At 59.8% G+C, this 19333-nt stretch carries 14 protein-coding genes, 1 tRNA gene, 1 pseudogene and 1 riboswitch; of the genes and pseudogenes, 6 read left to right on the top strand and 10 right to left on the bottom strand.

What is annotated here, in order from left to right:
- The 6 genes from ACZ9W6_RS04790 to ACZ9W6_RS04765 all read right to left on the bottom strand — a co-directional run bounded on the left by ACZ9W6_RS04790 (window position 1) and on the right by ACZ9W6_RS04765 (window position 9013).
- Window positions 1-4218 carry an ATP-binding protein gene (locus ACZ9W6_RS04790; protein ID WP_465189940.1) on the bottom strand — a complete coding sequence of 1406 codons (4218 nt, stop codon included), beginning with the start codon at window positions 4216-4218 and terminating at the stop codon, window positions 1-3.
- A gap of 39 nt (window positions 4219-4257) precedes the next feature.
- Window positions 4258-4983 carry a response regulator gene (locus ACZ9W6_RS04785; RefSeq protein WP_465189939.1) on the bottom strand — a complete coding sequence of 242 codons (726 nt, stop codon included), beginning with the start codon at window positions 4981-4983 and terminating at the stop codon, window positions 4258-4260.
- A 177-nt stretch (window positions 4984-5160) separates the two neighbouring features.
- Window positions 5161-5237 (bottom strand) — tRNA-Met (locus ACZ9W6_RS04780).
- Window positions 5238-5290: 53 nt separating this feature from the next.
- Window positions 5291-5476 carry a hypothetical protein gene (locus tag ACZ9W6_RS04775; protein ID WP_465189938.1) on the bottom strand — a complete coding sequence of 62 codons (186 nt, stop codon included), beginning with the start codon at window positions 5474-5476 and terminating at the stop codon, window positions 5291-5293.
- 220 nt (window positions 5477-5696) lie between these two features.
- Window positions 5697-7757 carry a methionine--tRNA ligase gene (gene metG, locus ACZ9W6_RS04770; RefSeq protein WP_465189937.1) on the bottom strand — a complete coding sequence of 687 codons (2061 nt, stop codon included), beginning with the start codon at window positions 7755-7757 and terminating at the stop codon, window positions 5697-5699.
- A gap of 83 nt (window positions 7758-7840) precedes the next feature.
- Window positions 7841-9013, bottom strand: a complete 1173-nt coding sequence (locus ACZ9W6_RS04765; protein WP_465189936.1) for an MFS transporter — start codon at window positions 9011-9013, stop codon at window positions 7841-7843.
- Window positions 9014-9337: 324 nt separating this feature from the next.
- On the opposite strand from ACZ9W6_RS04765, the gene apbC reads away from it, so the two are divergent.
- The 5 genes and pseudogenes from apbC (at window position 9338) to ACZ9W6_RS04740 (ending at window position 14433) form a co-directional block, all read left to right on the top strand.
- Window positions 9338-10417, top strand: a complete 1080-nt coding sequence (gene apbC / locus ACZ9W6_RS04760) for an iron-sulfur cluster carrier protein ApbC (RefSeq protein ID WP_465189935.1) — start codon at window positions 9338-9340, stop codon at window positions 10415-10417.
- A gap of 12 nt (window positions 10418-10429) precedes the next feature.
- Window positions 10430-11206: a glutamate racemase gene (gene murI / locus ACZ9W6_RS04755; protein ID WP_465189934.1), complete on the top strand. Its 777-nt coding sequence runs from the start codon at window positions 10430-10432 to the stop codon at window positions 11204-11206.
- Window positions 11207-11404: 198 nt separating this feature from the next.
- Window positions 11405-12604 (top strand): ammonium transporter, encoded by a 1200-nt coding sequence (locus tag ACZ9W6_RS04750; protein WP_465189933.1) that lies wholly within the window; start codon window positions 11405-11407, stop codon window positions 12602-12604.
- Between the two features lie 825 nt (window positions 12605-13429).
- Window positions 13430-13843, top strand: a pseudogene (locus tag ACZ9W6_RS04745) (methyl-accepting chemotaxis protein); the annotation flags it as partial.
- A gap of 110 nt (window positions 13844-13953) precedes the next feature.
- On the top strand, window positions 13954-14433 hold the full coding sequence (locus ACZ9W6_RS04740) for a YbaK/EbsC family protein (protein ID WP_465189932.1): 480 nt from the start codon (window positions 13954-13956) through the stop codon (window positions 14431-14433).
- A gap of 72 nt (window positions 14434-14505) precedes the next feature.
- On the opposite strand, the gene ACZ9W6_RS04735 is transcribed toward ACZ9W6_RS04740, so the two are convergent.
- Entirely contained in the window at window positions 14506-15093 is a 588-nt protein-coding gene (locus ACZ9W6_RS04735) for an SIS domain-containing protein (protein WP_465189931.1), read from the bottom strand.
- Between the two features lie 203 nt (window positions 15094-15296).
- Between ACZ9W6_RS04735 and ACZ9W6_RS04730 the strand changes: the two genes are divergently transcribed.
- Complete coding sequence (locus ACZ9W6_RS04730) at window positions 15297-15614, top strand: hypothetical protein (protein ID WP_465189930.1); 318 nt, start codon at window positions 15297-15299, stop codon at window positions 15612-15614.
- On the opposite strand, the gene ACZ9W6_RS04725 is transcribed toward ACZ9W6_RS04730, so the two are convergent.
- Genes ACZ9W6_RS04725 through ACZ9W6_RS04715 form a run of 3 tightly spaced genes read right to left on the bottom strand, consistent with a single transcriptional unit; the run spans window position 15603 to window position 19123 of the window.
- Complete coding sequence (locus ACZ9W6_RS04725; RefSeq protein ID WP_465189929.1) at window positions 15603-16547, bottom strand: ABC transporter ATP-binding protein; 945 nt, start codon at window positions 16545-16547, stop codon at window positions 15603-15605. The genes ACZ9W6_RS04730 and ACZ9W6_RS04725 overlap by 12 nt on opposite strands.
- Window positions 16531-18069 carry an ABC transporter permease gene (locus ACZ9W6_RS04720; RefSeq protein WP_465189928.1) on the bottom strand — a complete coding sequence of 513 codons (1539 nt, stop codon included), beginning with the start codon at window positions 18067-18069 and terminating at the stop codon, window positions 16531-16533. Before ACZ9W6_RS04720 ends, ACZ9W6_RS04725 begins: the two co-directional genes overlap by 17 nt.
- Window positions 18070-18106: 37 nt before the next feature.
- Window positions 18107-19123, bottom strand: a complete 1017-nt coding sequence (locus ACZ9W6_RS04715) for a thiamine ABC transporter substrate-binding protein (protein WP_465189927.1) — start codon at window positions 19121-19123, stop codon at window positions 18107-18109.
- A 51-nt stretch (window positions 19124-19174) separates the two neighbouring features.
- Window positions 19175-19270: riboswitch (TPP riboswitch) on the bottom strand.
- Window positions 19271-19333: the final 63 nt, after the last annotated feature.

Here is a 19333-nt window from a genome sequence, read left to right as displayed (position 1 = left end):
TCAGACCGCCGGCTGGGTGGATAGCCAGAACTTGAGCACTTCGAGCGTCTGGACGAAGCCCGGCCACTCGGTCCGGATTTGTGGCAAGTCGCCATCCTTGGCCGCCCGCTCGAGAATTTCGGCAGCATCACCCAGCATATTGGCCCCGACCATCCGGCTGGCACCCTTCACACGATGGGCAAACTTGACGATCTGCTGCAGCTCCTCCGCCTCGATGGCTGCGGCCAACTGCCCGACATCCTCGTCATTGCCCTGCATGAACTCATCCAGAATGCCTCGCTCCATCGCCCAGTCGCCATTGCTGTAAACCTCCAGCACCGAACGATCAACCGGCTGCATGGCATCAATCAAAGTATCCTTTGCCGCGACCTGCACAGCCAAGGCTGGCACCTCGACCGCCTCGGACACCGTGACGACTCGCCCAGCCGGCACAACGGGTTCTGTGGCACTTGGCAACCACTTCTCCAGCATGCTGCGCAAAGCCGCCAAGCTTAATGGCTTGGTCATGAAATCATCCATGCCCGCCGCACGGGTTTTTTCCATTTCTTCCATATCGGCATTGGCAGTGCAGGCAATGATGGGAATATGACCCGAGTCAAACACGATCGACTCGTAGTAGCGCAGCGTCCGCGCCAGCTCATAACCATCCATCACCGGCATATGGCAGTCAGTCAGAATCAGCGAAAACTCGCTTTTATGCCATTGCTCCAGCGCCTCGACACCATTGCCGGTAGCAATCACCGGATAGCCAAGCAACTCAAGTTGCTTGAGCGTCAGTTTGCGATTGGTCGGGTTGTCTTCGACAAACAGGATTGGTGCGATGGCGGCCATTTGCTGGCCTGCCGGCACCACCTCGGACACTTCTCGCAACGCTGCCGGCTTGCTGACCAGCAACCGGTCAGCCTTGCCCAGCTTCAGCACCAGCGATATCCGCGTGCCGATACCCTCTTCACTCGATATCGCGATATCACCATCCATCAGCGTAGCCAGACGACGACAGATGGCCAGACCGAGGCCGGTACCGCCAAACTTGCGCGCCGTCGAACTCTCGGCCTGGGTAAACGGCTCGAACAATCTGGCCAGGTTCTCGCGCGAAATGCCGATGCCGCTATCTTCAACATCAAACTGCACACGCTGCCAGTAGGCACCATCCTCCAGCACGGTTACGGCCAGCCGGATGCCCCCTCCATGGGTAAACTTGATCGCATTATTGCAGAAGTTGTTCAGAATCTGCCGCAGACGCAAAGGATCAACCGACAAGGCCGGCGACAAGGCCTCGTCTATCTGCAAGTCAAACGACAAGGCCTTGCGGTCCGCCATCTCGCGATACAGCTGCACAACCTTGTCCAGCAGCTCCGCCACATCGACAGGCTCTGGCAGGATATCCATCCGGCCGGCTTCGATCTTGGAAAAGTCAAGAATATCGTCGATCAGCCGCAACAGGGTCTTGGCCGAGTCCTGAATGGTATGCAAGGTATCGCGCTGCCCGCTATCCAGCCGGGTCAGGGACAGCAATTCCAGCATGCCCAGCACACCATTCATCGGCGTGCGGATCTCGTGACTCATGGTCGCAAGGAATGCACTCTTGGCATGATTGGCCTGCTCGGCCAGATCTCTCGCCTGCAGCAGGTCTTGCTCCTGTTGCTTCAAGCCGGTGATGTCCGAAAAAATCATCACTGAACCGCCACCAGGCATCGCATGGTCACTGACCTGATACCAGCGCATGCCGATCTGCACCGAAAACGGCGAAATGCCTTCTCGGTGTCTACGCAAACGCTCCGCCAGCCAGCGCTCGCGATCAAACCCCGTCTCCGGGGACTCGCCTGCCTGACAGGACTGCTCAAGCAGGCTGAGAAAATCCTGCCCCTGCAGCGCTTGCGCGTCCGTGGCACCAAGCAGCTCAAGGTAACGCCGGTTACACAACACCAGCTTGTCTTCGTCATCAAAGTAGACAAAGGCCTCATCCAGTGCCTCGATCGCACCAAGCAGCTGGCCCCTGGCCGCAGCCGCCTGCTCGCTGGCCAGCCGCGTTGCAGCCTCTGCCTTGCGCCTATCCGTAATGTCGATACAGGCCAGAATCACATCGCTGTCTTTTTGCGAGGCAAAAAGCTGCTGCCCGGCAAACAGTATCCACAATGGTTCTCCTGCCGCCGAACGACATTCGCACTCCAGTCGCAGAGCCCCACCATCGGCCCGCATCCGGCCAAGTGATTCGGACAAGGCCTGCCAAGCCTGATCACTATGCAATAACGCCGGCAAGCGCATGCCCTGCATGCTCGCCAACCCGATCGCAAATAGTGCCGATGCCGCCGGATTACCTTTCTGTACTACGTTATCGACAGAAAGCCGCAGCATGCCGACCGGCGAAGCGTGATACAGCGCCTCTTCCTGCCGCAATACATCGCGAAGACTTTGCTCGGATGCTCTGCGCTTGTCTTCTTCGGCGTAAAAACTGACGATGCTGCCGCATGCGGCCAACAGGGGCTGCAGGTCTTTCAGCTGCTGATGGTCAATATGGATGCCATGCACCGCAGCGACCATCATGGTTCGCACATCCACATTCACCGGAATGATGCTCCAGCCATCTTCCTCGACAATCTCCTGACTCTGGCCGCTTTGCATCGAGATGGACAAGGGCGAAGCCATAAAACTGTCAAGCCAGGCCGGCAGCACTGCCTCACCCTTGCGCGCCTGCACCTGGAATGCACCGCCACGATCGCGACTGCGTTCCAGCGCTACCACCACCCCCTGCTCGGCCCGCAAAAAACCGAGCAGGGTAGACAGCACCTCGCGGTATACCTGCGCACGACTGGCCTGGCTGAACAGCAGCAGCTCGACCCGATGTATGGCAGACAACATGCCAAGAGTACGCCCGAGAGAGTGCTCGGCAGAGCGCCGGTCTTCTTCGTTGCGGACGATCAGCAGATAGTGGTTATTGTCATGGCGACTATTGGACAGCAGACTGATCGCAATATCGGCAAACAGCAGTTTGCCATCCTGCCGCAATATCCGGCCCGGCAGCCGGTCTTCCATGCCACGGCCGCAATCCATCCAGTCCGGGTTGTCCGAATCCACCACCAGCAACTCACCAATCGGCATGCCCTTCAGCATGCGCCGCTCATAGCCAAACAACCGGGCTGCGCCTTGATTGGCAGAAACCACCTTGCGCTCGAGATCAACGGTGAGAATGGCATCAGCAGCAGAATCCAGCAGCATGCGCATGCGATGCAGTGGCTGCAGGGTTCTTTGCAGGATCAGCCAGCAGAACCAGCCATAAAGCAGCAAGGAAGTCAGACTGAATGCCAGCGAAATCCAGACCCGACGGCTTAGCTGCTCCCCCCAAGAGTGCCAGGACTGGCGCTCCTGCTCGTGCAGCTGCAACAACTGTGCCCGTGCCGCATTGATCACTGCCTCGCCCAGTTGCTGGTATTGTGATTCGCCAAGTTGAAAGGTCGAACCAACACGCAAATTCAGCTGGGCATCTGACGAGTCCAGCATGCGCTGCCAATAGAAATTGGCCTGTCTGACACTGACCATGCTTTGCGAATCAGCAGCAGCCGCCACCGAATTGGTCAGCATGTCCATCATGGCCGGCAACTCGCGTCGCTTCAGCTGCAACAAAGCATCCTCTTCCAGCGTCAACGGTATCTTGCCCTGAAAACGCTGCGCAATGCCATTAGCCAGCCACAGTCCGGCCTGCTGGATACCCCAGGCCTGCCAGCCAAGATTGACCAGCCCCCGGGCGCCCGACTCCTGACTGAAACGGATTACCGCGTACTCGCGCCGCAACTCCGCCTCGATTGCCGAAGAGAGTTGCAGATAATACTGCCGCCACTCATAGAGTTGGCCACGCTCGCTGTTTTTCTGCACAGCCTCTTGCCGTCTTCGTGACAAGTCCAACACCAGCTCGTTCAAGCCCGACATTTGCTCGCCATCCAGCTGACTGACACGCCATTGCTGGAACTCCGCATCAACCCGCTGCTTCTGGCTATTCAATGCAGGCAGTACGCCCGGTGCACCGGACAGATAGCGCGTCAGCTGATAGTGCTCGACCGCCAGCTCCGCCCCCAGTCGCTGTAACTGGCGAAAACGCTCGGCACGGGTGATCAGCTCTTCACTCTTGCTGTACTCGCCGATATCGCGCCCAAAAACCAGAAACAGCAGCAAGAGCCAGAACAACCCGATACCGATCAGGCCGGCATTGACTGCACGCCCCAAACGAATCCTTGCCAGGACAGAGGGTAGCTTCATGCTGACTTAGCCCACAGGAATGCCGCGATGATCTGATTGAATCTGCAATTGCAGCACCGTCACCCCAAATCGGGCCGGTGCTTCGCGCAGTGCTTTAAGCTGGGTCGCCGTGATGGCTGCCCCTCGCAGCAGCAACAACTGCCCGCTTTGGTTGTAGAGATCAGCACCCAGAACATCACCCGGCTTCACATCAGCCAGCACCACATCGCGACTCGGCGTGCTTCCACTATCCACAGCAGCTGCCGCTGCCCGCATCCGTTCGCCAAACCAGTGTTCGTCATAAGGGGTGCCGGTTGCGACCTGATAATAAATGAAGGGATTGGCCTCTGGCCGTGGCGAGCTGATCGCGCCCAGCAGCTTTTTTTCCAGCTCGGCAGGTTTTGGAGGCTTGATCACAAAGCCGTCAGCATGCAGCTGTGCGGCCAGCAGGATATTGTGACGCTCGGAATGGCCAGACAAAAACACGAATGGCATGTTCGACTGATTCATCGTGCAGCCACAACGGATTTCCTTGAGCAGATCCATGCCATTGATAGGTTCCATCTGCAAATCGCAGAGCACGATATCAATTCGCTTGACATCAAGGGTGCGCTTGGCTGTTGCACCATCTACCGCATGATGAATATGCTCGACAGGCACACCCATGCCCTTCAGTGTCTGGGTCAGCAGGCTGCGAACCAGCATCTGATCATCCACAACCAGGATGTGCAAATTGTCCAGACGATTGGGCATGATGCGCTCCCGATGATTTCATTTTTCTCATATTCATCATGGGCGGTGAATCACACCAAAGCAAGATTCCCTGTGACATCAGGGTAAGGACTTAAAACAGAACCCAAGCAGACATGACACCATAAAAATGGTGCAGAAACGAAAAACGCCCAGCAAATTTGCTGGGCGTTAAATTCTTGGTTGCGGGAGCAGGATTTGAACCTACGACCTTCGGGTTATGAGCCCGACGAGCTACCAGACTGCTCCATCCCGCGACAGAGAAATGAATCATAACGTGAAGCACGAATCACGTCAAGCGATATCTTGTTCAGGCTGCAATCTGTACGTAAGCATTACCCGGATAAATCACGCTCTCAAGCCCGGAAGCTGTGCGCAAGGTTACTTCATAACGGCGGCCCAAGGGCTGCACCTTGATGACTTCAAAACGGATCACATCGCCGCTGTCGGTGGTTTCCAGGATGCTCTGCCCTGGTTGCAATTCATTGATTCGCATATCTTGGCCTTTTTTCATTCTTCTTACGAGATTACTAATCTGCCTTCATTGGCAGGAAATTTCAACATAGTCTTGCGACTCTTTCTTGACTATCCGTAAAACTACTAAGTTCCCGCTTGGTGTGATAACAGATTAACCAACACAGATGACAGACCCATGAAGCACAAAACAAAAGCCCCGCATCCACGGGGCTTTTGTTTTGACTGGGGCAGCGCAGTACTTAACCGACGCGCATGCCTGGCTGGGCACCGTCGTCAGCATCCAGCAGGAACAGGCCGGCGCCATCTTCCACACCAGAGGCGCACACGATCATGCCTTGCGACACGCCAAAACGCATCTTGCGCTCGGCCAGGTTAGCGACCACGATCACCTTGCGGCCAACCAGCTTTTCCGGCTCCTGATAAGCGGAACGGATGCCGGAGAAGATATTGCGCTGCTCGAAACCAAGATCCACCGTGAACTGCAGCAGCTTGTCGGAACCTTCGACAAAGTTGCAGGCCAGCACCTTGCCGACGCGCAGGTCCAGCTTGGCAAAGTCGTCGATCTTGATGGTTTCGGCCAGTGGCTCGTAGTTGGCCGCAGCGGCCGATGCTTGTGTTTCCATGGATTGCTTGTTTGCTTCAATCAGTTTTTCGATCAGGGCCGGGTCAACGCGCTGCATCAGGTGCTGATACGGCTTGATGGTGTGGCCCAACAGTGGCTCTTCGGCATCCGCCCACTTCAGCGGTGCGATATCGAGGAAAGCCTCGACACCCTCGGCCAGCTTCGGCAGTACCGGTTTCAGATAAATAGTCAGCAGACGGAAGGCATTGATCAGCACGGTGCACACCTCATGCAGACGCGCCTCCTGCCCTTCCAGCTTGGCCAGCTCCCAAGGCTTGTTGGCGTCAACATAGCCGTTGACGATGTCGGCAATCGCCATCACTTCGCGCAGTGCCTTGGCGTATTCGCGCGCTTCGTAAGCAGCGGCGATATTCTCGGCTTCGCCGGCGATATTGCCGATCAGGCGGGTTTCGTCCGCTACGTTGGCCGCAAGCTGACCACCGAAACGCTTGGTGATGAAACCGGCAGCACGGCTGGCGATGTTGACGAACTTGCCGACCACGTCCGAATTCACGCGCGCAACAAAGTCATCCAGACTCAGGTCCATGTCTTCGATACGGGCATTGAGCTTGGCGGCGATGTAATAACGCATCCACTCAGGGTTCAGACCGCAGTCAAGATAAGACTTGGCAGTGATGAAAGTGCCGCGCGACTTGGACATCTTCTGGCCATCAACGGTCAGGAAGCCGTGGGCGAACACGCCAGTCGGTGCGCGCAGTCCGGCGTAATGCAGCATGGCAGGCCAGAACAGCGCGTGGAAATACAGGATGTCCTTGCCGATGAAGTGGTACATCTCGGTCTTGCTGTCCGGTTTGAACCACTCATTGAAGTCGATACCGGTGCGGTCGCACAGGTTCTTGAAGCTGGCCATATAGCCGATAGGCGCGTCCAGCCACACATAGAAGTACTTGCCCGGCGCACCCGGAATCTCGAAACCGAAATACGGTGCATCGCGGCTGATGTCCCAATCCTGCAGGCCGCCTTCGATCCACTCGTTCATCTTGTTGAGCGATTCGGCCTGCAGATGCGGCTGGGTCACGCCGTCACCGCGCACGCTGCTGCCGCTGGTCCAGCCCTTGAGGAAGTCGGCACATTCACCCAGACGGAAGAAGTAATGCTCGGACTCTTTCAGCACCGGCGTCGCGCCAGAGACGGCCGAGCGCGGGTTTTTCAGTTCGGTCGGGCTGTAGGTCGCGCCGCAGACTTCACAGTTGTCGCCGTACTGGTCGTGCGCGCCGCACTTCGGACAGTCGCCTTTTACAAAGCGGTCCGGCAGGAACATCTGCTTTTCCGGGTCGAACAGCTGGTGAATGGTACGGCTGGCGATCTTGTCATCGGCCTTCAGCGCCAGATAGACCTGCTCGGCAAACGCCTTGTTTTCCGGGCTGTTGGTGCTGTAGTAATTGTCGTAACCGATATGGAAACCGGCAAAGTCGGCGGTATGTTCGGTATGTACGCGAGCAATCAACTGCTCGGGCGTGATGCCCTGCTTTTCGGCCGCCAGCATGATGGGCGCGCCGTGGGTGTCATCGGCACACACGTAGTAGCACTCGTGGCCACGCATTTTCTGGAAGCGCACCCAGACATCGGTCTGGATATGTTCAACCATGTGACCCAAGTGGATGGCGCCGTTGGCATACGGCAGTGCGCTGGTAACCAGAATCTGGCGTTTTGTCATGAGTGTCTGTCCTTGATAAACAATCCCGAGCCGGTGATTATAGCGATTAAAGCCTGCGGCCAACGTTGGCCGCAGACTTTTTTTCAGACTGCTGCGGCAGCCAGCTCGCGCCGTGCCAGCTCGCCCTTCACCTGCGGCCGCGCCACCAGCACGAACAGCAGCGAAGTGAATACCGCCAGGGCCGCAAAGCCCGCCATGCCACCAGCAATATAAGCCTGACGCAGCAGCTCGATCCCCAGCGCATAACCGGCCATCGAGCCCATGCTCATCGCCGCCGATACCGTGCCCTTGCCGGCCTGGCCACGCATCAAGGCAAAACGGTACAGCACGGCAAAAGACAGGCCCTCGCCAAACGCCATCAGGCTCATGCCGACCAGCAGATAAAACAGCGGCTGATCATCGAGACTCAGGCCCAGCCACATCAGCAACATGCCGCCCAGCAGCGGCCACATGCCCAAGAGCACGCTGCGGCCCAGCGGCCAACGTTCGGCCATGCCGGCCAGCACGAAGTTGCCGACAATCAGGCCGGCAAACACCGGCAGCTGCGACAGGCCATAACCGCGCATATCCATGCCCAGCTCCTCCACCAGCAATACCGGCGACAGCGCAATCCAGCCCATCAGCGGCATGGTCAGCAGCGGCATGCAGATCATGCCGGCCAGAAACTGGCGATCGCTGAACAGACGGCGATAATCCCCTGCCATGCCGGACAGCGGCTCGCGCACGGCAGTCTTGCTGACGGTCTCCGGCATGCTGCGCCACAGACCGATCAGCGCAAACAGCGCCAGCACGGCAATGACGAGGAAGCAGCTGCGCCAAGGCGCAAACTCGATCAGCGCGGCACCGGCCAGCGGGCCAACCAGCGGCGCGATCAGCGCAACGTTCGCCATCAGCGCCGTCACCTGCACGGCCTTGTTGTCTTCAAATGCCTCCTGCACGGCGGCATAACCGACGGCATTGATGAAACACAGGCCGATGCCCTGCATCACCCGCAACACCATGAAGGCTTCGATACTGCTGACCAGATACGTCGCCAGGCAAGTCACGATAAAATAGGCGACCCCTGCCAGCAGCACCGGACGGCGACCGATACGGTCAGACAGCGGGCCGGTCAGCCAGGACAGCAATGCACCGCCCAGCAGGAAGGCGGTCATGGCCAGCGGTACCCAGGACACGCCGGCAGAAAATTCGTCCACCACTTTGAGCATGGCGGGCTGCGCCATATCATTGGCGATGTACACGGAAAACTCGAACAAAACCAGTGCCAGCGGGAATAATAAGCGGTGGCGCTGACTTGGGCTGGAAGCAGCAACTGACAAGTAAAGACCTATTCTGCGCAGGTGATGCGCGAGGAAAAAAGCGCAAGAGTATACGCCGGAACAAACACTTACGAAAGTTTCAGATTATCGAAACCTTGAATTACGGCCAGCCGCCCCAATGACAAACGCAAGATTTCACAGATTGTTTGACCACCTTAATCCGATTAAAATAGTCGGGTATTGACCTTCAGCAGGCACGCAATGTTATCCAGACTCGGCAAACTCTTTGGCGCCAACAGCGCCCCCACACGGACCGCAACCATGAACGTCAGTGACAAAGACATCCTGCAGCAACTGGGCCAACTGACTGACCCGGACACCGGCAAGCCTTACAAAACCTGTAGCATCAAGCAGAACGACGACACCGCCTTGTGGGTCGACGTCTGCCTCGCCTACCCGGCCAAGAGCCGCTTTGCCGCCATCGAGGCCGAATTCCGCAGCCTGCTGCAGCCGCTGGCCGAAGGCCGCGAGTTGACTGTTGAAGTGCGCAGCCAGATCACCAGCCATTCAGTACAACGTGGCGTGAACCTGATGCCGGGCGTGAAGAACGTGATTGCGGTGTCGTCCGGCAAGGGGGGCGTCGGCAAATCGACCACTGCGGCCAACCTGGCGCTGGCACTGGCGGCCGAAGGTGCTTCGGTCGGCATCCTCGACGCCGACATCTACGGCCCGTCGCAGCCGCTGATGATGGGTCTGCAAGGCCACAAGCCCGAAGTCATCGAAAACAAGCTGGTGCCGCTGCCGGCGCATGGTGTGCAGACCATGTCCATCGGCTATCTGGTGGATGACGACCAGGCGATGGTGTGGCGCGGCCCGATGGTGAGCCAGGCTTTGCAGCAGCTGCTGAACGACACGCTGTGGAACGAGCTGGATTATCTCGTGATCGACATGCCGCCGGGCACCGGCGACGTACAGCTGACGCTGTCGCAGAAAGTGCCGGTTACCGGCGCCGTCATCGTCACCACACCGCAAGACATCGCGCTGCTGGACGCCAAAAAAGGCCTGAAGATGTTCGAGAAGGTCGGCGTGCCCATCATGGGTGTGATCGAGAACATGGCAATGCACACCTGCAGCAACTGCGGTCACGAAGAACACATCTTCGGCCAGGGCGGCGCGGAAAAGATGAAAGCCGAGTACGGTGTCGAGATTCTGGGCTCGCTGCCGCTGGCGCTGGCCATCCGTCAGGCGACCGATCAGGGCAGCCCGACCGTGGTGTCCGAGCCAGACAGTGCGGCGGCCGAACGCTATCGCCAGATCGCGCGCAAGCTGGCAGTAAAAATTGGCGAGAAGGCACGTGATTTCTCTGGTAAATTCCCGAAAATCGTCGTCCAGAACAATTAATCGTCAAAAATCATGATCGGCATGTTTGATTCCGGCCTCGGAGGCCTCTCGGTCTGGCGTGAACTCGTCGCTACCCTGCCCGAGGAAACGGTTATCTATCTTGCCGATCAGGGTTACTGCCCTTACGGTGGCCGCAGTGAGGCAGAAATCATCGCGCGCAGCGAGAAAATTGCCGACTATCTGCTGGCGCAAGGGGCGGATTTGCTGCTGATTGCCTGCAATACCGCCACCAGCGCCGCCGCCGCCCAGCTACGGGCACGTCACCCCGATGTCCCCATCGTCGCGATGGAGCCGGCCATCAAGCCGGCTGCGCTGGCGAGCAAGAGCGGCAAAGTCGGCGTACTCGCCACCGAAGGCACGCTGCGCGGCAGCAAATTCCGTCAACTGTCCGCACAGCTGGCCGAGCACGCCACCATCATCAGCCAGCCCGGACTGGGCTTTGTCGAGCTGGTAGAAAGCGGCGACTTGCACAGCGCCGCCGCACACCACATTGTCAGCGAGGCACTGGCACCGCTGCTGGCTGCCGATGTCGATCACATCGTGCTGGGCTGTACCCACTACCCCTTCCTCGCCGAGCTGATCCGTCAGCAACTGCCCGGCCATATCGACATCATCGAACCCTCACCCGCCGTGGTGCGCCAGACACTGCGCCTACTGCCTGAAGGCCATGCGGCCAACGTTGGCCGCAGCCAATACCGCTTTATCAGCACCGGCAGCGGCGACAGCATGCCCCGCTTTCTGCAGCAGGTATTGCACCGCAATGATGCAGTGGAATTCCTGACGCTATAGTCTTGCACCAGTATCGGGCAGAGCACACTGCTGCCATGCACCATCATCCGACATCAGGCAGTGGCACAACCACAATCATGGCCACAAAACAAAATAACTCACTGTTTTAATTGAATTAATATTACTGGCACCATTCTTGCACATCCCCTGGCAAATCAATAGCAGCTGCCCAAGCGTGCTGCACCAAGGGAGAGATTCATGCCAGGACCCAATGCCAATGATGTGCTGTTTTTATTGCTCGGTGCCATTCTTGTACTGGCCATGCACGCCGGTTTCGCCTTCCTCGAGTTAGGCACGGTACGCAAGAAAAACCAGGTCAATGCCCTCGTCAAGATCCTAACCGACTTCGCCATTTCTGCCCTCGCCTACTTTTTTGTCGGCTACGGCATCGCCTACGGCGTGCACTTTCTGCAGGACGTCGATCACATCAGCCAGAACCACGGTTACGAGCTGATCAAATTCTTCTTCCTGTTGACCTTTGCTGCCGCCATCCCGGCCATCGTGTCCGGCGGCATTGCCGAGCGGGCACGCCTGCATCCGCAATCGGCGGCAACCTTCCTGCTGGTCGGCCTCGTTTACCCCTTCTTCGAAGGCATAGTCTGGAACGGCCACTTCGGCATCCAGGACTGGCTAGCCGCAACCTTCGGCGCCAGCTTCCATGACTTTGCCGGCTCGGTTGTGGTGCATGCTGTCGGCGGCTGGATCGGCCTCGCCGCCGTGCTGCTGCTGGGGCCGCGTCGTGGCCGCTACAGCAAGGAAGGCCGCATCAGTGCGCATCCGCCGTCTTCCATTCCCTTCCTCGCACTTGGCGCGTGGATCCTGATTGTCGGCTGGTTCGGCTTTAACGTGATGAGTGCGCAAAAGGTCGAGGGCATCACCGGCCTTGTCGCCGTCAACTCGCTGATGGCCATGGTCGGCGGCACGCTGACCGCGATGTGGGCGGGCCGCAATGACCCGGGCTTCATTCACAACGGCCCGCTGGCCGGCCTCGTTGCCGTCTGTGCCGGCTCGGACATCATGCACCCGCTTGGTGCACTGGTCGTTGGCGGCATCGCCGGTGTGATGTTTGTCTGGTTGTTCACCCTCACCCAGAACCGCTGGAAAATCGATGATGTGCTCGGCGTGTGGCCGCTGCACGGCCTGTGTGGTGCCTGGGGTGGCATTGCGGCGGGCATCTTTGGCCAGCATGCGCTGGGCGGCGCGGGCGGCGTGAGCTTCATGTCCCAGTTGATCGGTACCAGCGCCGGCATCATCGTTGGTTTTGGCGGCGGCTGGCTGGTATATGCCAGCCTCAAGAAACTGGTCGGCATCCGCCTTGATGACGAACAGGAATACAACGGCGCTGATTTGTCGATACACAACATTACCGCTACGCCTGACCGCGAAAGCAACTGGTAACACCACACAAATCAGCCAGAACAAGATAAAAGTTGCACACCATAGTGCAACTTTTATCATTTTTACCTATAAATCGATCTGTGCCCCCACCCGCGCCAAGGAAGCCCCATGTTCGGACTATTTCGCAAAGCCAAGGCAAGCGACGAAAAGACAGACAGTATCCAGCTGCACTACCTGATGCTGATGCTTGATCACTCGGACAATATGGTGATGCTGGCCGACACCACGCCCGACAACACCATTTTCTACATGAACCGCACGGCGCGACAGGTGCTCAGCCAACACCGCAGCATGATGAACGAGAAGTTCAGACCCGGTGTCGATGTCGAAAATGCCTTCAAACACTCCATCCACCAGTTTCACAAAGACCCGGATCGTATCCGCAAGATCCTGGCCGACCTGGCCAGCCGCCGTATCAGCGAGCACGCGGCGCTGATTCCGGTCGGCGATATCTTTCTCGAGACCAAGGTCTACCCGATCTGGGACGAGAAAAACCCGCAACAGGTTGCCTGCTTCATGGCCAGCTTTCTGGATGTCAGCGCCCGCGTCCGCAGTGATGCGCTGGCCAAGGAAAATACCAATCGCAAACAGTTTCTCGAATCCCGCGTCAACGAGATTTCGCTGGCCATGCAGCAGATGAGCAGCACCATCCGCCAGGTCGCCAGCCAGAGCTCGTCGGCATCCGACTCGGCCGAAATCATGCTGCGCGAAACCAAAAGCGGCGTCGCCATCGTCAAGCACACCAGCGAAAGCATGAGCGGTGTGGCAAGCATGGTCAGGACGACAGCTGACAATCTGGAGTCACTTGGCCATCGCTCGGAAACCATCGGCCAGATCGTCAATGTGATCAAGGACATTGCCGACCAGACCAATCTGCTGGCGCTGAACGCCGCCATCGAAGCTGCGCGTGCCGGCGAAACCGGCCGCGGCTTTGCCGTGGTGGCCGACGAAGTGCGCAAACTGGCGGAGCGCACCACCAATGCCACTCAGGAAATCGGCGGCATGATAGGCGAGATCCAGAAAGAGGTGCGACAAAACGTCGCCACGATAGAAGAAGGCCGCAAACAGGTAGCCGCTACCGAAGAAGACTTCATCCGTGCCGAGCAGGCGCTGGACACCATCTACCGCGAAATCAACCAGATGCGCGATTTCATCCTGCAGATGGCCAAGGCCAGTGACGAGCAGGCCGTCACCACCCAGGACATTGCCGACAAGATCGCCAGCATCGCCGCCAACTGAAACGGCCCGCCCCTTTTGCGGCCAACCTTGCCAGCCAGGGTTGGCCGCAAGCTTTTCCTGCTGCCGGCGTCGTGGCAGACTGGGCCTTCACACAAGACAAGGAGATCGGCATGAGTCTGGATTCGGTCCGCGCCTATTTTGCTGCCAAGGCGCTCGACATCCCCATCATCGAGCTGGCAACCAGCACTGCCACCGTCGCACTGGCGGCCGAAGCCCATGGTGTCGAGCCGGGTCGCATCGCCAAGACGCTGGCGTTTCGCCTCGCGGACGAGCGGGTTATCCTGCTGGTGGCTCGCGGCGATGCCCGCATCGACAACAAGCGCTTCAAGGACACCTTCGGCAAGGGCAAGATGCTGCCCGGCGAAGATGTGGTAGCACTGACCGGCCATCCGGTTGGCGGCGTCTGCCCCTTTGGCCTCGCCACCGATCTGCCGGTGTATCTGGACGAGTCACTGCAGGCTTTTGATGTGGTGCTGCCGGCCGCCGGTGATGTCCACACAGCAGTGCGCATCGCGGTGGCGCAACTGGGCAGCCTGTTCGAGCAGCGCTGGGTCAGCGTGTGCCAGCTGCCGGTTACCGAGCCGGCCTGAGTCTCGCACACAACAAGTACAGATAAAAAAAGGCGATGCCACGGCATCGCCTTTTTTTATCCTCGCCAGCAATCAGGCGTAGTTCTCTGGGAACAGCTCGCGCTCGACGGACTCGATCAGGATGTGGATCACCTTGATATGCAGCTCCTGCACGCGGTCGGCGTACTGGCCGCCCGGGGTGCAGACATCGATATCCGCCAGCTGGCCGATGACGGAATCCGCGCGGCCGGTCAGCGCAACCACGGTCACGCCCTGCGCCTTGGCGGCCTTGGCCGCGGCGAGGATGTTCTTGCTGCTGCCGCTGGTACTGATGGCCACCAGCACATCACCGGCCTGGGCATGCGCCTCGAGGTAGCGCGAAAAAATCGCCTCGTAGCCGTAATCGTTGCCGACGCAGCTGATGTGGCTAGGGTCGCTGATGCTGGCCGCCGGCAGTGCGCGGCGGTCATTGCGGTAGCGGCCGGACAGCTCTTCGGCAAAGTGCATGGCATCGCACATCGAGCCGCCATTGCCGCAGCTGAACACGCGCCGGCCATTACGGAAGGCATTCACCAGCGCATCACCGGCAGCACCGATGGCCGCCAGGGCTTGCGGGTTGGCCAGCAGATTGTCTAGCGCGCTGCGCGCTTCGGTCAGGGTGGCAACAATATGCGGTTTCATAAACGGGCGTATCTCGTGATTAGCGTCAAGCGCGCATTTTACCCGTGCTGGCCGCGCGATTCACCCCCTAGTGCAGCAAGGTCAAAAAAATTGCAGGCGAGTAGAAAAAACCGGCATGGCTACTGACAGTACGCTGTCAGCGCCCATCCCCATACTGGCATTGCGCGGCCGCCGCTTGCGGCCAACCTTGTCAGGAGTACACCATGCAAGCAATCCGTTTTGCCGGCTGCGAATTTGCCACCTTCCGGGCAGCACCCGGCGTCAGCGATGCACAGCTGCTGGCCGCCAGCCAGCGCATGCGCGAGGAGTTTCTGCAACACGAAGCCGGCTTTGTCGAGCACGCGCTGCTCAAGGGTGATGACGGCCTGTGGGCCGATATGGTGCTGGCCGACAGCCACGAATGCGCCCGCCGCATCTGCGAGCGCTTCATGCAGCACGAGGCCTGCCTCGCCTATCTGGCGCTGATGGCAGCGGACAGCGCCAGACTCGGCTTCTGGCAGCGACTATCCTTACCAGCGTAACAGCTGGCTGCCATCCAGCCCCAGCGCCAGCCGCTCGCCCACTTGCGGCCAGGCCCGACCGGCCAGCTCGCGCATACCCAGCAGCAGCTGCCAGTGCTGGCCGTCGTCACCGGCCAGTGTCAACAGGCAGCCTTCGGCCTGCGCCGCTACCGCCAGAATCTCGCGCTGCGGTTGATCCTCAGCCAGCACAAAGGCCTGCGGCGGGATGCAATAGTCGTCAAACACATTGGCAAAGCCAAGAAAGCGCGCCACCCAGCCACTAGCCGGTGCGGCCAGCACCTCGGCCACCGTACCCTGCTGCAGGATGCGGCCGCCCTGCATGATGGCGATACGATCGGCCAATGCAAACGCCTCGGCCTTGTCGTGGGTGACCAGCAAGGCTGGCTGGCCGGCTGCGGCCAACCTTTGCCGCACATCGGCCAGTAGTTGCTGCTTCAGATGCGCATCCAGGCTGGAAAACGGCTCGTCGAGCAAGAACAGCTGCGGCGCGGTAATCAGCGCGCGCGCCAAGGCCACGCGCTGCTGCTCGCCGCCGGACAACTGGTGACACAGCGCCGCCTCGCGGCCAGCCAAGCCCACAGCAGCCAATGCCGCCTCGGCCTGCCGCCTCGCCTCACGCCTTGCCACGCCGCGCATTTCGAGGCCGAAGGCGACGTTGGCCGCCGCATCCAGATGCGGAAACAGCGCATGCTGCTGGAACATCATCGCGATGCGTCTGGCCTCGGGCGGCTGGCCATCGAGCCGGCGGCCATGCAGCCAGACTTCACCCTGACTGGCCGCCTGCAAGCCGGCCACCACATTCAGCAAGGTGGATTTGCCCTCGCCCGAGGGGCCGAGCAGCGCCAGCGTCTCGCCGCTGGCAACCTGCAGGCTCAGGCCGTCCAGCACGCGCTTGCTGCCAAAGGCCACACTCAGATCATTCAGTTGCAACATGGTTTTTCTTCTCCGGCCACTCGATGACCATAAAGGCCAGCAGCGCCAGCAACATCAACAGGCAGGACAGCTGGGTGGCCAGCTCGAGGTTGGCCGCACCGGGCCGGCCAAGGCGCTGATAAATCAGTGTGGTCAGCGTCAGCCACTCGGGCCGCGACAAGAACAGGCTGACGGCGAATTCGCCTATGGTAGTGGCCACGGCAAAGGCCATGCCGCGGCGCAAGGCGGGGCGCAGCAGCGGCAGGGTAATGCGGCAGAAAACCTGCCAGCGCCCGGCCCCCAGCGTGCGTGCGGCCTGTGCCGGCAGCGGCGATTGAGCGGCCCGCGCCGCCGCCACCGCCTTGGCGACAAAGGGGTAAGCCAGCAAGGTATAAGCTGCCAATAGCAGCACAATGCTGGCCCCGTAAGACGGGTAAAGCAGCAAGAGGCCGAAGGCCAGACACACCGGCGATACCATGAAAGGCAGGAACAGCGCCGCACGCAAGCCACGACTGGCAGCCCCTGCCAGGCCATGCAGCACACCCAGCACGGTCGCGAAGCCCAGCGCCGCCAGCGAAAAACGCAGGGTGTTGCCCAGCGCCAGCATCACCTCTTCATCCGTCAGCCAGTGCCACGGATTGCTGTCGGCACGCACAGCCATTGCCAGCAGCGCCAGCAAGGGCGCCGCACTGCACAGCAACAGCAGCAACAGCGTGATACCCAGCTGCAAGCGTTGCGGCCAACCCTTGACGCGCTGGCGCAGGGTCGGCAGCTGTCGTTGCGGCCGGCTGCGCCGCTGCTCGATCGCCGCATACAGCCCGGCAGCCAGCGCACACACCAGCAACATCAGCAGCGACAGCAAGCCGGCATCGGCGAGATTCAGCTCGTAGGCGACCAGGCTGTAGATCTCGACCTCGACCGTGGCATAACGTTGGCCGCCAAGCAGCAGCACAAGGCCAAAGCCGGCAAAACAGTACAGAAACACCAGACACAGCGCTGACGCCAGCCACGGCGCGACCACCGGCCACTCGATGCGCCAGAACGCCTGCCAGCGACTGGCGCCCAGCGTGCGCGCGGCGGCCAACCTTGCCGCCGGCACCTGTTCGAGGCCATCCACGGCGGCGCGGATCAGCAGCGGCAGGTTGTAAAACAGATTGCCGTATAGCAATAGCCACGGCGTGTCCTGGCCATTCAGCCCGGTGATGCCCTTGGGGCCGAACAGCGCCAGCACGCCCATGCCGGCCACCAGCGTCGGCATCACGAAAGGCAGCATCAGGATGCGCAACAGCCACTCGCGGCCGGCAAACTGGTAACGCGCCAGCACCCAGGCCAGCGGCAGGCCCAGCAGCAACACCAGCGTGCAGGTCGCCAGCGCCTGGCCTAGCGACCACAGCAAACGCCATTGCAGATAATCATCGGCCAGCAAGGCCCAGTTGAAGGCCAGGCCCCCCTCGTACAGCAAGCGCCCCAGCGGCATGGCCACCAGCAACAGCAAGAACACGAGCGGCGGCAAGGCCAGCCAGGAAACGGAAATTCGGTGCATGGATGGACAAGGCCGGCTGCGCCGGCCTTGTTGCCTTTTACTTGACTTGCTTGATCACGACACGCTGCCAGCGGCTTACCCAGCCGGCAGTCTTGTCCTGCATGGATTTCAGATCAGGATTATTGAAGCTGGCCGGCTTCTGCGCGTGCTTGAACACCGGATCGTGCGCCACACCAGACACGGCCGGGTACATCCACATTTCGGTCTGCAGGCCTTTTTGTACCGGCTCGCTACGCAGGAAGTCGATAAAAGCCTGGGCGGCTTTCGGCTCCTTGCCGCCTTTCACTCGCGCCACACCTTCGACTTGCAGGAACACGCCGCCCTTCAGCAGCAGATTGGCCGTCGGCGAGACTTCCAGTTTTTCCTTACTGTAGAACACTTCTGCCGCCGGGCTGGTGGCGTAACTCACCACGATGGGACGGCTGCCGCCGTTGCGGCTGAAGTCGGTGTAATACGCTTCGCTCCAGCCCTTGGACACCTTCACGCCGTTATCACGCAGCTTTTCCCACCAGGCAAACGCGCCCTGCTCGCCCTTGCCGGCAATGGTTGCCAGCAGGAACGCCAGGCCCGGGCTGGAGGTGGCCGGGTTCTGCACCACCAGCAAGTCCTTGTAGGCTGGCTTGGTCAGATCATCCAGTGTCTTGGGCAAGGCCAGTTTCTGCTTTTCAAACCACGCCTTGTCGTAGTTGAGCGTCACATAGCCGTAGTCAATCGCCACCATGCCCGGCAGCACGGCCTCGGCCACAGCCTTGCCCACGCTGGTAGTGGTCGGCTCGATCACGCCGGCCGCATTGGCCTTGGCCACCAGGGTGTTGTCGATGCCGTACACCACATCGGCCACCGGATTGGCGCGGGTCAGGATCAGCTTGTTGAGCATCTCGCCCGCATCGCCGCCCTTGATGAAGGACAGCTTGATGCCAGACTGCTTTTCAAACTCGGCGATACGCTCTTTGGGCAGGCTGAAGGAGCTATGGGTAATCACGCGCAACTCTGCGGCCAACGTTGCAGCAGACAGGCCGGCCATGGCCAGCAACAAGACGGTTTTCTTGAACATCGACAGACATCCTTTTTTGGTCAATAAGGCCACCAAAAAGCGGGATAGGGGCAGGCTGCCCTCTCACGCTCCCTCCGCCGGCATTACCCGGATCAGGTGGTTGGGGTATCTCTCAGCCCGCTTGCGCAAGCACCCCCGGTGATGGAGCGGCGAGTATAGCGCGCTTCACACAATCTTTAATATTTTGCGCGGGCCGCTTCAGACAATTCG

It is taken from the genome of Vogesella lacus (genome assembly GCF_979366295.1).
The sequence above is the reverse complement of the archived record's forward strand: the minus strand, read 5'-3'. Positions and strand labels throughout refer to the sequence as shown.

What these genes read in the sequence shown, in the direction of transcription:
- ACZ9W6_RS04785 (WP_465189939.1), bottom strand. Translation starts at nt 4,983, where the DNA reads ATGCCCAATCGTCTGGACAATTTGCACATCCTGGTTGTGGATGATCAG.
- ACZ9W6_RS04775 (WP_465189938.1), bottom strand. Translation starts at nt 5,476, where the DNA reads ATGCGAATCAATGAATTGCAACCAGGGCAGAGCATCCTGGAAACCACC.
- metG (WP_465189937.1), bottom strand. Translation starts at nt 7,757, where the DNA reads ATGACAAAACGCCAGATTCTGGTTACCAGCGCACTGCCGTATGCCAAC.
- apbC (WP_465189935.1), top strand. Translation starts at nt 9,338, where the DNA reads ATGAACGTCAGTGACAAAGACATCCTGCAGCAACTGGGCCAACTGACT.
- murI (WP_465189934.1), top strand. Translation starts at nt 10,430, where the DNA reads ATGATCGGCATGTTTGATTCCGGCCTCGGAGGCCTCTCGGTCTGGCGT.
- ACZ9W6_RS04750 (WP_465189933.1), top strand. Translation starts at nt 11,405, where the DNA reads ATGCCAGGACCCAATGCCAATGATGTGCTGTTTTTATTGCTCGGTGCC.
- ACZ9W6_RS04740 (WP_465189932.1), top strand. Translation starts at nt 13,954, where the DNA reads ATGAGTCTGGATTCGGTCCGCGCCTATTTTGCTGCCAAGGCGCTCGAC.
- ACZ9W6_RS04735 (WP_465189931.1), bottom strand. Translation starts at nt 15,093, where the DNA reads ATGAAACCGCATATTGTTGCCACCCTGACCGAAGCGCGCAGCGCGCTA.
- ACZ9W6_RS04730 (WP_465189930.1), top strand. Translation starts at nt 15,297, where the DNA reads ATGCAAGCAATCCGTTTTGCCGGCTGCGAATTTGCCACCTTCCGGGCA.
- ACZ9W6_RS04725 (WP_465189929.1), bottom strand. Translation starts at nt 16,547, where the DNA reads ATGTTGCAACTGAATGATCTGAGTGTGGCCTTTGGCAGCAAGCGCGTG.
- ACZ9W6_RS04720 (WP_465189928.1), bottom strand. Translation starts at nt 18,069, where the DNA reads ATGCACCGAATTTCCGTTTCCTGGCTGGCCTTGCCGCCGCTCGTGTTC.
- ACZ9W6_RS04715 (WP_465189927.1), bottom strand. Translation starts at nt 19,123, where the DNA reads ATGTTCAAGAAAACCGTCTTGTTGCTGGCCATGGCCGGCCTGTCTGCT.